Source organism: Demequina zhanjiangensis (assembly GCF_030418315.1).
Taxonomy (GTDB): Bacteria; Actinomycetota; Actinomycetes; order Actinomycetales; family Demequinaceae; genus Demequina; species Demequina zhanjiangensis.
Genome location: NZ_JAUHPV010000005.1, coordinates 180792 through 194124, shown reverse-complemented (window position 1 = coordinate 194124; position 13333 = coordinate 180792). Strand labels below are relative to the sequence as shown.

Genomic DNA, 13333 nt, shown 5'->3' with positions numbered 1-13333 from the left:
CCTGAAGTCGCTGCCCGTGCGGGATCACGCCGTCAGAGGCATGACAGAAAGATGGGCGACCTCGGCGTGTCGTCAGGGGCGTTCCGGCGTGTCGCGGCGAGCCAGGCTCACACCCGGTCTGCAGAGCGCACCGCGCGCCCCAACGACGGGTCGAGCATCGCACCGGTGGCGGACATGACGACGTCTGCCCCGGCGTCGACATAGGCGGCACGGTCCTCGACCGAGAGGACTCCGCCTACGCCGATCAGACGCACACGCGAAGCCCTGTGCTCGCGAAGGCGCGCGAGACGCGCGGTCATCTCGAGCCCGGCCCACCTGATCGCGCGGCCGCACACGCCCGAGACGGCACGCCCCTCGCCGGGCAGTGCCTGCGCGCCCGCGTCATCCACGAGGCGCGCGGGCATGGTGTTCACCGCCGCGTAGCCGTCGACCACGCCATCGGTCGCGGCGACGAGCTCCTCGAGCGCCGCATCCTCCGCGAAGTACGCCAGCTTCAGCACGAGCGGAACGTCGCCGACCTCCTCCTTCACCGCCCGGGCGATGCGGGCGACGAGCGGCGCGTCGAAGCAGAGCAGTCGGTTCGTGCCCTCGTTCGGGCAGCTCAGGTTCATCTCCATCGCACGCACGCCGGTCTCCTTCACCAGGCGTGCGGCGACGACATGGTCGGCCACATACGACTCCACCGAGCCGTCACCAGAGCCGACTGTGCCCTGGAACGAACCGACAAGCAGCTGCCCAGGGCCGGCCGCCGCGGCCGCACGGGCCATCTCCGGCTGCCACACGTCGGGATCGGCCGACGGAACTCCGAACGAGTTCGAGATGCTGCTCGCGCGCTCCCAGTCGTCATCGGCCAGAAGCGGCATCGGGGTCTGAGGCGTGAGATCGCCGTCGAGGTGGACGGCGAGCGTGTTCGGGAACGGGTGCGCGCGATGCGCGCGGGTGCGGACCGTCTTGTACACGTTGACGTCGAACCCTGCTCGGAACGCCGCCGCGCACGCCGCGGACCCGACGAGCGGCCCCGCGGGGATGCCGAACGCGGTCGTCACCCTCTCACCCCACAGCGGCACGGTGCCCGCCCGGGTCGCGACCGCGTCGGCGGGAACGCCGAACGGCCCTTCGGCGAGGTTGTCCTCGTAGGTGCGGGTCGGATCGTAGAAGGCATGCATCGTGAGGGAGGCTACCTCGGCTTCGGCGCGCTCCTCTGGGACCCATGGCCACCCTGATAGGCCCTTGGTCCCCCCTGGTAGGCCCCGCCGGGGTAAGACTGGGAGGACCCGCGACGAGGCGGGCTCACGAAGGACCAGCACAAAGGGGTGCCCCATGGTGAAGTACGTCTTCGACTTCAGCGAAGGCAACAAGGATCAGAAGGACCTTCTCGGCGGCAAAGGCGCCAACCTTGCCGAGATGACGAACCTCGGACTCCCGGTTCCTCCGGGCTTCACGATCACGACCGAGGCCTGCCGCACGTACATGACGACGAGCGCGCTTCCGCCCGAGCTCCGCGTGCAGGTCACCCTCGCGGTCCGCAAGCTGGAGGACGACCTGGGCCGCCTGCTCGGCGACGCTCATGATCCTCTGCTCGTCTCGGTGCGTTCCGGGGCCAAGTTCTCCATGCCCGGCATGATGGAGACCGTCCTCAACGTCGGCCTGAACGACTCGTCGGTGCAGGGGCTCGCAGCCTTCGCGCACAACGAGCGTTTCGCGTGGGACTCGTACCGCCGCCTCATCCAGATGTTCGGCAAGACGGTGCTCGACATCGACGGCGACCTCTTCAGCGAGGCGTTGGACGCGAAGAAGGCCGCGCTGGGAGTCACCGGGGACACCGACCTCACGGCCGAGGCCCTTCACGAGCTCGTGGACGAGTACAAGACGATCGTGCGGGAGCAGTCGGGTCGCGAGTTCCCGCAGCATCCGCGCGAGCAGCTCGACATGGCGATCGAGGCCGTCTTCAACTCCTGGAACACCGAGCGGGCCCGGCTCTACCGCCGCCGGGAGCGGATCTCCGACGACCTGGGCACTGCGGTCAACGTGGTCGCCATGGTGTTCGGAAACCTGGGCGACGACTCCGGCACCGGAGTGTGCTTCACGCGCGACCCCGCCACCGGCATGACCGGCGACTACGGCGACTACCTGCAGAACGCGCAGGGCGAGGACGTGGTCGCGGGCATCCGCAACACGCTGTCCCTCGCCGACTTCGAGCAGTTGGACCCCAAGGCGTACGCGGACCTGCGCGCCGCCATGAGGCGCCTGGAGGGCCACTACAGGGACCTGTGCGACATCGAGTTCACGGTCGAGCGCGGCAAGCTGTGGATGTTGCAGACCCGAGTCGGCAAGCGCACGGCCGCCGCTGCGTTCCGCATCGCGAAGCAGCTGGTCGACGAGCACATCATCACGCTCGACGAGGCGCTGGAACGGGTCACGGGCGACCAGCTCAGCAAGCTCATGTTCCCGCAGTTCGACCACGACGCCGAGGCGACGCTGCTCGCCAAGGGCATGGCCGCCTCCCCCGGTGCCGCCGTGGGCGCGGCCGTGTTCTCGTCGGCGAAGGCGCAGGAGTGGGCCGCCCAGGGCAAGGACGTGATCCTCGTCCGGCGCGAGACCAACCCTGACGACCTGGGCGGCATGATCGCCTCCGTCGGCGTCCTCACCTCACGTGGTGGCAAGACCTCCCACGCCGCTGTGGTGGCGCGAGGGATGGGCACCACGTGCGTCGTCGGTGCGGAGGCGCTCGACGTGGACGTTCACGCGGGAAGGTTCACCGCGGGCGATACGACCGTGGTCGAGGGCGACGTCATCGCGATCGACGGCACGTCGGGTGAGATCTTCCTGGGCGAGGTCCCGGTGGTCTCCTCCCCCGTCGTGCACTACTTGGAGGACGGCCTCGAGGCGACGATCGCCGCACTGGGCGACGATGAGCACACCGTGGAGCTCGTCGAAGCCGTCGACGCGATCCTCAGCCACGCCGACCACGCCCGCACCTTGGGCGTGTACGCGAACGCCGACACCCCCGACGACGCGCACCGTGCACGGTCGCTTGGCGGTGAAGGGATCGGGCTGTGCCGCACCGAGCACATGTTCCTTGGGGACCGAAGGGTGCTCATCGAGAGGCTCATCCTCGCCAAGGACGACGCCGCGCAGCAGGAGGCGCTGGACGCTCTCCTCCCGCTCCAGCGGGAGGACTTCATCGGGCTCCTGACCGAGATGGACGGACTGCCCGTCACGATCCGCCTGATCGACCCTCCGCTTCACGAGTTCCTTCCCGACTTCACGGAGCTGTCGGTGAAGGTCGCGCTCGCCAAGGAGCGTGGCGAGTCGGGCCCCGAGGTGGATCGCGACATCGAGCTGCTCGCCGCCGTCGACAGGCATCGCGAGGCGAACCCCATGCTGGGTCTGCGCGGCGTCAGGCTCGGCATCGTGATCCCCGGCCTGTTCGTCCTGCAGATGAAGGCGATCGCTCAGGCCCAGGCGGCCAGGATCAAGGCGGGCGGGGATCCGCACGCGGAGATCATGATCCCGCTCGCGGCCTCGGTCATGGAGCTGCATCTGGTCAAGGACGAGGCCGTCAGGATCCTTGCGGAGGTCGCCGAGCAGGAAGGAGTCGAGCTCGACATCCCGGTGGGTGCGATGGTCGAGCTGCCCCGCGCAGCCCTCACCGCCGATCGCATGGCCGACGTCGCGGAGTTCTTCTCCTTCGGCACGAACGACCTCACCCAGACCACGTGGGGCTTCTCAAGGGACGACGTGGAGGGCGCCTTCTTCACGGAGTACACCGAGCACGGGGTGTTCTCCGTCTCACCGTTCGAGTCGATCGACACCCAGGGCGTCGGAAGGCTCGTGCGCATCGCTGCCGAGGAGGGACGCGCGTCACGGCCCGACCTGCGTCTCGGCGTCTGCGGCGAGCATGGCGGTGACCCGCAGTCGATCCACTTCTTCAACGAGGTGGGACTCGACTACGTGTCGTGCTCCCCGTTCCGCATCCCGATCGCCCGGCTCGAAGCGGGCCGCGCGGCGGTGGTGACGAGCGGCAGCGACACCCGGTGACCGGCGATCGGGCCACCAGCCCGATCCCGTCCATGACGGAGGCCGTCCTCACACCACGGGGGCGGCCTCCGCCATGTCAGGATGTCCTCGCCGCGACGGCGAGCGCCTCCAAGTCCTGCACGGTGGCGAGCCGCGCGCTCCAGCGTCGCCTCTCGTCTGCATCGGCGACCCTGCACGCCCGCACCCGACCGCTGAGCACCTTGCGCCGACGCGCGACCGCATCGTACATGGCGTCACGGAGGCGCCGCGGCACGAGTCGCCCTGCCCCTGCCATCACGCGCCACGGCCGACTGAGCTCACGGAGCACTCCCAGCACCGCCGCGGAGCGAAGAAGCGGGGTTCCTCGGATGATCACGACGAGAGTGTCGGACGTCAGGCCCCACGGCACGCCGACCACCTCGAGCGCAGCCCTGCCCACCTCATCGGCGTTCGGCGCGATGGCGAAGCGACCGTGCCGATCGACTCGCATGAGCCATCGCACGAAGCCGTTGCACAGCCCGCAGTCGCCATCGAAGATGACGATCCCTCTGTCCATGGATCGATGCTACTTCCCGACGGGAGCACCGCATCGTGCCTGGTCCATGCACCGTCACCGGGAGGTGACCTAGGTTACCCGAAAGTGCCTTCTACCAGCCTGATCATGCGATAGCTAGCCTGGCGACGGTCCCCGCCACACGCGATTCTCGAAAGGCAGCGCATGTATCTCATCACCGGCGTGGACGGAAAGCTCTCCGGCATGGTCGTCGACAACGTCCTGGAGCGGGTCAGCGGCGACCAGCTCATCCTCACCAGCCCCTTCCCCGACCGGATCCCAGCCGACAAGGCGAAGGCATGGACCGCGGCGGGCGCGGTGATCCGTGAGGCCAACTACTCCGATCCCGCGCAGCTCGCTGAGGCCTTCGCCGGCGCCGATGCGGGATTCATGGTGTCGGCCATGACCGTGGGCGAGGTTCGCCAGCAGCAGCACCGCAACGTCGTGGACGCCTTCAAGGCCGCCGGCGTCGGCCGCATCGTCTACTCGTCGGGCTACGGCGCGGGCGAGGCGAACGACGAGCAGGTCGTGATCATCGACCACCACGCGACCGAGGTCTACATCCGCGAGTCCGGGCTGCAGTGGAACGTGTTCAGGGACAACCTGTACCTCGAGAACTACATCTACGCGTTCGCGCAGATCGCGCTCGAGGAGGGCCGCTGGCGCACCTGCGCCGGAGACACTCCCGCCTACCTCGTGGCGAAGGCGGACTGCGCAGCGACCGCAGCGGCGCTGCTGCTGGGCGACGGCGAGCCCAACACCGCGTACGACGTGACCGGGCGCGAGGCCGTGACCGTCGGCGCGCTGTGCGCCCTGGTGGCCGAGAAGGCCGGTGTGGAGCTGACCTACGACTCGATGCCCGAGCCTGACCTGTACGCGTACTACGACTCGCTCTACATCCCTCGCAAGGCCACAGGCGACTTCTCCCGTTCGCCGTACCCGTGGTGCAGCGAGGACATCGTGACGAACGAGGCCGCGATCCGCGACGGGCTGCTCGACAACTACTCCGACGACGTGGAGCGCCTGATCGGGCGCCCCCAGCTCACGGTGGGCGACATCATCGACCAGGCCGCGGCGACCTGGGTCATCCCTGCGAAGTCGGACGCCTGAGATCTGCCGGTGCCGACGCTCCCGTGGTCGGAGCGTCGGCACCTGCATCGGCATGCGCGGCGTCGTAGTCGCGCCGTGACTGCTCGACCTGCGGCATGTAGCGCCGCGACCACTCGCACAGCACATCGATCGGACCCAACGAGGCGATCCCGAGCTCCGTGGCGCCGTACTCGACATGCGGGGGCACCTCGGGGAAGACGGTGCGGGTGATCATCCCGTCGCGTTCGATCCCTCTGAGGGTCTGCGTGAGCATCTTCCGTGAGATCCCTGGGAGCGCCCGCTCGAGCGCGCCGAAGCGCTGAGGCCCCTGCTCCGCGAGCACGCGCATCACCGCGATGCTCCAGCGATCCGCGATCCTGTCCAGCACGTCCCTGGAAGGGAGCTCCGTGCAGGAGTGGAGCGAGGCCGGCTCGGTGCTCTCCGGCGACGGACGGGTCATACCTCGATCGTAGAGAGCCGCGCCAGGCGACTCGGGTGATGTTGGTCCCGGCGGGCGTCCTCGTGCGGCCATGCGTGCAAAACATCACGACACGGCGACTTTCAGATCACTTTTCGATCACGCTCAGGTAAAGTCGGAGCCATGGACAGGTCAATGTTGACCCAATTGTCCCGTTTGTCCGGCGCGGCCGTGATCACAGTCTCGCTTGGCATCCAGGCTTGGGCAGATCTCACGTACGGCACATTCACCTGGGCGCAGCTGCCCGGCTACTTCACCCCGCTCGCGAACATCGCCGGCATCGTCGCACTTGTCGCCGCGGCGCTCGCGGGATCGCGGGAGCCGGACTGGGTGGCGAGCCTCCGCGTGAACGCAGCCACCTACCTCGTGGTGGTCGGAGTCGTGTACTGGACCATGCTCGCTCCCTACACGAGTCCCAAGTTCCCCTTGGTCAACGCCATCCTGCACGGCGGCGCAGGCCTGATCCTCGCCCTGGACTGGCTCCTGATCGGCGGCGCGCGCCTGCCGCGCTGGCGCATGCTGTGGACGGTGATGACCCTCCCGGCAGCGTGGATGGGCTACCTGCTCGTCCGCGCCTTCCACGACGGTTGGGTGCCGTACCCCTTCCTCGACCCCGCACGCGGTGCTGTGGCGATCGCGCAGACGGTGGGCGCGATCGTGCTTGCCGGAGTCGCCGTCGCCGCGCTCCTGCGACTCCTCGCGGCCGCAGGGCCGCGGGCACGACGCCAGCGCCGTGCCCGCGGCTCCTACGCAGCGACCGGGATCCTCTCCGACAGGTAGCGCGCGCCGACGGGAACCGTGAGGAACGCGGGCAGCTCCTCCGCCAGCGCCACCTCCCGCAGCAGCTCCGCTGCGTCGTCCCACCTGTCCTCACCGGAGCGGGGCGCCTGCGCGAGGACGTCGTCGATCACCTGGGAGACGTGCTCGCGGGTCACGCGAGTGCCCTCCGCTGTGATCACGCCGTGCCGGATCCACTGCCACAGCTGCGTCCGGCTGATCTCCGCCGTCGCCACGTCCTCCATGAGGCCGTGCACCGCGGCGGCTCCGATGCCGCGCAGCCAGCTGTCCAGATAGGCGAGGCCGACCTCGACGTTCTGCCTCACGCCGCCGTCGGTGACCTGGGCGCCAGGGATGCGCACGTCGAGGAGGTCCTGCGGTGACACGGACACCTCGTCACGAAGGCGGTGGCGTTGATCCGCGCGCCCTTCCAGGACCGAGTCGAACTCCGCACGGGCAGCGTCGATGAGTCCAGGGTGCGCCACCCATGTGCCGTCGAAGCCGTCGTGGGCCTCCCGCCGCTTGTCGGCGCTCACCTGGGCGAGCGCGCGTGCGTTGGCCTCCGCGTCGCGTCGGTCGGGGATGAAGGCGCTCATCCCGCCGATCGCCTGCGCGCCCCGTCGATGGCAGGTGGAGACCAGGAGCTCGGTGTACGCCCGCATGAAGGGCACCGTCATCGTGATCGCGGACCGATCGGGCAGGACGAAGCGCGCTCCCCTGTCCCGGTACGTCTTGATGACCGAGAAGATGTAGTCCCAGCGACCGGCGTTCAGACCTGCGCAGTGGTCCCTCAGCTCATAGAGCATCTCCTCCATCTCGAAGGCCGCGGGCAGCGTCTCGATCAGCATCGTGGCGCGGATCGTCCCGTATGGGAGCCCGAGCTCGGACTCGGCGTAGCTGAAGACGTCGTTCCACAGTCGCGCCTCGAGGCGTCCCTGCATCTTCGGAAGGTAGAAGTAGGGTCCTCGGCCCGAGTCCACGAGCGCGTGCGCGTTGTGGAACAGGTACAGACCGAAGTCCACCAACGACGCCGACGCGGAGTGACGGTGGCCGTCAGCGTCCTCGTGCACCAGGTGCTGCTCCACCAGGTGCCAGCCTCGCGGACGGAACACGATGGTCGGGGTCCGCTCGCCGAGCGAGTAGACCTTCCCCTCCGCGTTCGTGAACGAGATCGTGCCCCGAATCGCGTCGTGCAGGTTGATCTGGCCCTCGACCATGTTGGTCCACGTCGGGGTGTTCGCGTCCTCGTGATCGGCGAGCCACACCTGTGCGCCGGAGTTCATCGCGTTGATGGTCATCTTGCGGTCGGTGGGACCGGTGATCTCCACGCGCCGGTCCTCCAGGCCGGGCCCGGGCCCCGCGACGCGCCAGCGCGGGTCCTCCCTGATCGCCGTCGTCTCTGACAGGAAGGCCAGGTCCCTGCCGTTGTCGACGGCGACGGACCGCTCCAGTCGGCGCTGGAGCTCGAGCGCCCTGCGGCACGCGAACCTGTCGTGAAGGCCCGCGAGGAAGGCGAGCGCGTCGGGGGTCAGGATCTCGTCGTAGCGATCGCCCTGAGGGGCGTCCGCAGTGATCTCCATGCGGGTCATGGCTGCTCCTAGAACTGCTCTGCTTCGGTCGAGCCCACCAGGGCGAGCGTCGACGCGGTGGGGTTGAGGGCGGTGGAGATCCGGTCGAAGTAGCCGGTCCCCACCTCACGCTGGTGCCTGGTCGCGGTGTAGCCGCGCTCCTCGGCAGCGAACTCGGCGTCCTGGAGACGCACATACGCGCTCATGTGGTGCTGCGCGTAGTCCTGCGCCAGCTCGAACATCCCGTGGTTGAGGGAGTGGAAGCCGGCCAACGTGATGAACTGGAAGGCGTAGCCCATCGCGGACAGCTCGCGCTGGAAGCGCGCGATCTCGTCGTCGCTCAGGTGGCTCCGCCAGTTGAAGCTGGGCGAGCAGTTGTAGGCGAGCTGCTTCCCGGGGTGCTCCGCATGGACCGCCTCGGCGAAGCGCCGTGCGAGCTCCAGGTCGGGCTTCGCGCTCTCGACCCACAGCAGGTCGGCGTATGGCGCGTAGGCGAGGCCGCGGGAGATGACGGGTTCGATTCCGTTGCGGACCTCGTAGAAGCCCTCCTGCGTCCGCTCGCCGGTGAGGAACGGGCGGTCCCGCTCGTCCACGTCGGACGTGAGCAGCGTGGCGGCAAGGGCGTCGGTGCGTGCGATCACCACCGTCGGCGCCCCGGCGACATCGGCGGCGAGGCGAGCGGCATTGAGGGTCCTGATGTGCTGTGACGTGGGGATGAGCACCTTGCCGCCCATGTGCCCGCACTTCTTCTCCGAGGCGAGCTGGTCCTCCCAGTGCACGCCGGCCGCGCCCGCGGCGATCATGCCCTGCATCAGCTCGTACGCGTTGAGAGGACCTCCGAAGCCCGCCTCGGCATCGGCCACGATCGGAGCCATCCAGTCACGCTCCTCCATGCCGACCTCGGCGTGCTCGATCTGGGCGGCCCGCATCAGCGCGTTGTTGATGCGCCGGACGACTGCAGGCACAGAGTTCGCCGGGTACAGGCTCTGGTCGGGGTAGGTCTGGCCCGAGAGGTTCGCGTCGGCCGCCACCTGCCAGCCCGACAGGTAGATGGCCTTGAGCCCTGCGCGCACCTGCTGGACGGCCTGGTTGCCGGTCAGGGCGCCGAGCGCGGCGATCCACTCGCCGTTCGGGCGGCGGTGCTCCTGGATGAGATCCCAGAGGAGCTCGGCACCGCGCTTCGCGAGCGTCGGGTCCTCACGGACGGGACCGCGCAGCGCCACGACGTCCTGTGCGGTGTAGTCGCGCTGGATGCCCTCCCAACGGGGGTTCCACGCCCACTCGGCCTCAAGCTGCTCAGCGGTCTGGGTCTGATCCCCGGGGCGGATCGAGTCGATCATGGTCTGCTCCTTCGCAGTTCTCGGCGGTGCTGCCTTGCTGTCACGCTAGGAGCCTCTTGGGTGCGCTCGGGGCGGATTGGCTCCAGAACTTTCGCCGAAGTTCTGCGAGCGAGAACATGACGTGTCACCATGTTCGTCATGAGCACGCCGAGCCCGGCGGACCTCGACGATGAGGTCGGCGCCACTCCCCTGTCCATCGGACGCCGCGTCCGCAACCTGCGCACCGCCCAGGGCCTCACTGTGAGGGAGCTCGGCGATCGCATCGGGCGGGCGGCCTCCCAGGTGTCCGTCATCGAGAACGGGCATCGCGAGCTCAAGGTCTCCGAGCTCGCCACGCTCGCCAAAGCGCTCGGCACGACCGTCGAGTACCTGTTGGACCCCGAGCCGCCCACGCGCCGCGACGCGCTCGAGATGGAGCTCGCGAAGGCCATGGACGGACCGCTGTTCGCCTCGCTGCGCCTCCCCCGGCTGGCAACGCGGCGCTCGCTGCCGGACGAGGCGATCGAGACCGTGCTGGCGCTGCACGCGGAGCTCGTCAGACTCCACCAACGTCGCGCGTCCACACCGGAGGAGGCGCGACGCGCCAACACCGAGCTGCGCCAGAGCCAACGTGCGCGCCACAACTACTACGCGCCGCTCGAGGCGACCGCCGCACGGCTCCTGGCCGCGATCGACCACCGTGGCGGACCGCTCTCCGACTCCGCGGTGTCCGCCCTTGCCTCGCACCTGGGCTTCACGGTGCACTACGTCCACGACCTCCCCATCACGACCAGGTCGGTCACCGACAGCAAGCACGGGCGCGTCTACCTTCCGGTGCGGCAGTCGCGGGGCGACCGCAGGGTGGCCCTCCTGCAGGCGCTCGCGGGCCACGTGCTCGAGGCCGACGAGCCGCACGACTACGAGGACCTTCTCACCCAGCGCGTCGAGGTCAACTACCTTGCCGGCGCGCTGATGATGCCCGAGGCCTCCGCGGTGCGCCTGCTGAGCGAGGCGAAGGCCGCGCGGCTGCTCGCGGTCGAGGACCTCAGGGACGCGTTCGCCGTGAGCTATGAGGCAGCCGCGCACCGCTTCACCAACCTCGCGACCGAGCACCTGGACCTGCCCGTGCACTTCCTCAAGGTGAGCGCGTCGGGCGTGCTGTCCAAGGCCTATGAGAACGACGAGGTGCGGTTCCCGCAGGACGCGCTCGGGCACGTGGAGGGTCAGCGGGTGTGCCGCCAATGGAGCGCCAGGCAGGTCTTCGAGCGCGACGACAGGTACGGGATCTACCACCAGTACACGGACAAGCCCAACGGCACCTACTGGTGCACCTCCGCCGTCCAGACCGACGCCGCAGGCGACTACTCGGTATCCGTCGGCACCCAGTACGCCCACTCGAAGTGGTTCCGCGGCCGCGACACCACCACGCGGCGCTACTCGAGCTGCCCCGACCCGGAGTGCTGCCGCTCGCCGCGACCCGAGCTGGCCGACCGATGGGACGGGCACGCGCACCCGGCGGCACGCATCAACTCCTCGCTGCTCGCCGCCACTCCGAACGGTTCGACGACCGGCATCGACTCCATCGCGGTGCTCGAGTTCCTCGACTCTCACGCCCCGCAGGAGCCTCACTAGGGCCCAAACAGGCCCAATCCGTCGCCGCGCGCCACGCGAAACCCCCAGGACCGCGTACCGTTGAGCCATGCCCCATGACTCAGGATCGGCGCAAGACGCTGCTGTGACCACCACCTTCGCCGACCTGGGACTCGAAGGTCCCGTCCTCGACGCGGTGAAGGGACTCGGATACGAGACCCCCTCGCCCATCCAGGCGCGCACCATTCCCACGCTCCTGTCGGGTCGCGACGTCGTGGGCCTCGCCCAGACCGGAACCGGCAAGACCGCAGCCTTCGCGCTGCCCATCCTCGCGCGCCTCGACCGCGAGCAGAAGAAGCCGCAGGCGCTCGTCCTCGCGCCCACGCGTGAGCTCGCGCTCCAGGTCTGCGAGGCCTTCGAGCGCTACGCGGCCAAGTCGCCCGGCGTCCACGTGCTGCCCGTGTACGGAGGCCAGGCGTACGGGATCCAGCTGTCCGCCCTGCGACGCGGCGTCCACATCGTCGTCGGCACGCCCGGCCGCATCATGGACCACCTCGATCGCGGCACGCTCGACCTGTCAGAGCTCAAGTACGTGGTGCTCGACGAGGCCGACGAGATGCTGCGCATGGGCTTCGCCGAGGACGTCGAGACGATCCTCGGCGCGACGCCCGAGGAGAAGCAGGTCGCCCTGTTCTCCGCGACGATGCCCAACCAGATCCGTCGCCTCTCCCAGCAGTACCTCCGCGACCCCGAGGAGGTGACGGTCAAGGGCAAGACCAGCACCTCGTCGACCATCACCCAGCGCTACCTGGTGGTGTCCTACCAGCAGAAGCTCGATGCGCTCAGCCGCATCCTCGAGGTCGAGAACTTCGAGGCCGTCATCGTCTTCACGCGCACCAAGAACGAGACGGAGACCGTCGCCGAGCGCCTGCGGGCACGCGGCTTCGGGGCCGCCGCCATCAACGGAGACGTGGTGCAGCAGCAGCGCGAGCGCCTGGTGCAGCAGCTCAAGGACGGCGACCTGGACGTGCTCGTCGCGACCGATGTCGCCGCACGCGGCCTCGACGTCGAGCGCATCACCCACGTGGTCAACTACGACATCCCCGTGGACACGGAGTCGTACGTCCACCGCGTGGGCCGCACCGGCCGCGCGGGTCGGTCCGGCGACGCGATCAGCTTCATCACACCCCGCGAGCGTCGCCTGCTCGGCGCGATCGAGAAGGCGACCCGTCAGCCGCTCACGCCGATGCAGCTCCCCACCGTGGGCGACGTGAACGCCACCCGCCTCACGCGCTTCGACGACTCGATCACCGCGGCGCTCGGCGAGACGGAACGCATCGACCGCTTCCGCGACATCATCGCGCACTACGTGGAGCACCACGACGTGCCGGAGACCGACGTGGCTGCGGCGCTTGCCGTCGTCGCGCAGGGCGACACCCCGCTGCTGCTGGACGAGGCCGACGAGATCCAGGCTGCCGCGTTCCGCGAGGAGCGTCGCAAGACCAAGGAGGGCGGCCCGACGTCCCCCGGCCGCCGCACCAGCGAGGGACGCATCTCCTACCGGATCGAGGTGGGGCGCAAGCACAAGGTCGAACCGCGTCAGATCGTCGGCGCGATCGCGAACGAGGGCGGCCTTGGACGCGACGACTTCGGTGCGATCAAGGTCAACTCGACCTTCTCGCTCGTGGAGCTTCCCGAGAACCTGTCGCCCAAGGTGCTCGACAAGCTCTCCCGCACCCGCATCTCCGGCCAGCTGATCGAGCTCAAGCCCGACAAGGGCACTCGCGTGCACCAGGCCCGCAAGGGTGGCAGGGACCGACGGGACGGCGGCGATCGTGGCGATTACGCGCCTCGACGCGGATCCAAGGGCGGGTTCGACAAGAAGGACGGGCGCAAGCCGCGCAAGGGCCGCTACTCGGACTGACGGCGGTCATGGCGC

At 69.1% G+C, this 13333-nt stretch carries 10 protein-coding genes; 5 read left to right on the top strand and 5 right to left on the bottom strand.

Annotation, left to right across the window (positions count from 1 at the left end; translation table 11 throughout):
* Positions 1-107: 107 nt before the first annotated feature.
* Positions 108-1166 (bottom strand): tRNA-dihydrouridine synthase, encoded by a 1059-nt coding sequence (locus QQX04_RS09635; protein WP_301128581.1) that lies wholly within the window; start codon positions 1164-1166, stop codon positions 108-110.
* Positions 1167-1320: 154 nt separating this feature from the next.
* Between QQX04_RS09635 and ppdK the strand changes: the two genes are divergently transcribed.
* The gene (ppdK, locus tag QQX04_RS09630; protein WP_301128579.1) at positions 1321-4041 is read left to right on the top strand and encodes a pyruvate, phosphate dikinase; all 2721 of its coding nucleotides are present in this window, start codon (positions 1321-1323) and stop codon (positions 4039-4041) included.
* Positions 4042-4117: 76 nt separating this feature from the next.
* On the opposite strand, the gene QQX04_RS09625 is transcribed toward ppdK, so the two are convergent.
* Positions 4118-4576, bottom strand: a complete 459-nt coding sequence (locus QQX04_RS09625) for a thiol-disulfide oxidoreductase DCC family protein (RefSeq protein ID WP_301128578.1) — start codon at positions 4574-4576, stop codon at positions 4118-4120.
* Positions 4577-4738: 162 nt separating this feature from the next.
* On the opposite strand from QQX04_RS09625, the gene QQX04_RS09620 reads away from it, so the two are divergent.
* The gene (locus QQX04_RS09620; protein ID WP_301128576.1) at positions 4739-5683 is read left to right on the top strand and encodes an NAD(P)H-binding protein; all 945 of its coding nucleotides are present in this window, start codon (positions 4739-4741) and stop codon (positions 5681-5683) included.
* Here QQX04_RS09620 and QQX04_RS09615 read toward each other — a convergent pair.
* On the bottom strand, positions 5658-6122 hold the full coding sequence (locus QQX04_RS09615; protein ID WP_301128574.1) for a winged helix-turn-helix transcriptional regulator: 465 nt from the start codon (positions 6120-6122) through the stop codon (positions 5658-5660). The genes QQX04_RS09620 and QQX04_RS09615 overlap by 26 nt on opposite strands.
* A gap of 189 nt (positions 6123-6311) precedes the next feature.
* On the opposite strand from QQX04_RS09615, the gene QQX04_RS09610 reads away from it, so the two are divergent.
* Positions 6312-6920: a Pr6Pr family membrane protein gene (locus tag QQX04_RS09610; RefSeq protein WP_301128572.1), complete on the top strand. Its 609-nt coding sequence runs from the start codon at positions 6312-6314 to the stop codon at positions 6918-6920.
* Here the strand turns inward: QQX04_RS09610 and aceB are convergent.
* Positions 6887-8506: a malate synthase A gene (gene aceB, locus QQX04_RS09605; RefSeq protein ID WP_436968475.1), complete on the bottom strand. Its 1620-nt coding sequence runs from the start codon at positions 8504-8506 to the stop codon at positions 6887-6889. The genes QQX04_RS09610 and aceB overlap by 34 nt on opposite strands.
* A gap of 8 nt (positions 8507-8514) precedes the next feature.
* The gene (aceA, locus tag QQX04_RS09600) at positions 8515-9825 is read right to left on the bottom strand and encodes an isocitrate lyase (protein WP_301128571.1); all 1311 of its coding nucleotides are present in this window, start codon (positions 9823-9825) and stop codon (positions 8515-8517) included.
* Between the two features lie 138 nt (positions 9826-9963).
* Here aceA and QQX04_RS09595 point away from each other — a divergent pair, with 138 nt between their 5' ends.
* Both QQX04_RS09595 and QQX04_RS09590 read left to right on the top strand, forming a co-directional pair.
* A complete protein-coding gene (locus QQX04_RS09595; protein ID WP_301128569.1) occupies positions 9964-11436 on the top strand; it encodes an XRE family transcriptional regulator in 1473 nt (490 codons plus the stop codon).
* Positions 11437-11503: 67 nt separating this feature from the next.
* Complete coding sequence (locus tag QQX04_RS09590) at positions 11504-13318, top strand: DEAD/DEAH box helicase (protein ID WP_301128568.1); 1815 nt, start codon at positions 11504-11506, stop codon at positions 13316-13318.
* Positions 13319-13333: the final 15 nt, after the last annotated feature.

Excerpts from the sequence above, each read along its gene's own strand:
- QQX04_RS09635 (WP_301128581.1), bottom strand. The coding sequence starts at position 1,166 with ATGCATGCCTTCTACGATCCGACCCGCACCTACGAGGACAACCTCGCC.
- ppdK (WP_301128579.1), top strand. The coding sequence starts at position 1,321 with ATGGTGAAGTACGTCTTCGACTTCAGCGAAGGCAACAAGGATCAGAAG.
- QQX04_RS09625 (WP_301128578.1), bottom strand. The coding sequence starts at position 4,576 with ATGGACAGAGGGATCGTCATCTTCGATGGCGACTGCGGGCTGTGCAAC.
- QQX04_RS09620 (WP_301128576.1), top strand. The coding sequence starts at position 4,739 with ATGTATCTCATCACCGGCGTGGACGGAAAGCTCTCCGGCATGGTCGTC.
- QQX04_RS09615 (WP_301128574.1), bottom strand. The coding sequence starts at position 6,122 with ATGACCCGTCCGTCGCCGGAGAGCACCGAGCCGGCCTCGCTCCACTCC.
- aceB (WP_436968475.1), bottom strand. The coding sequence starts at position 8,506 with ATGACCCGCATGGAGATCACTGCGGACGCCCCTCAGGGCGATCGCTAC.
- aceA (WP_301128571.1), bottom strand. The coding sequence starts at position 9,825 with ATGATCGACTCGATCCGCCCCGGGGATCAGACCCAGACCGCTGAGCAG.
- QQX04_RS09595 (WP_301128569.1), top strand. The coding sequence starts at position 9,964 with ATGAGCACGCCGAGCCCGGCGGACCTCGACGATGAGGTCGGCGCCACT.
- QQX04_RS09590 (WP_301128568.1), top strand. The coding sequence starts at position 11,504 with ATGCCCCATGACTCAGGATCGGCGCAAGACGCTGCTGTGACCACCACC.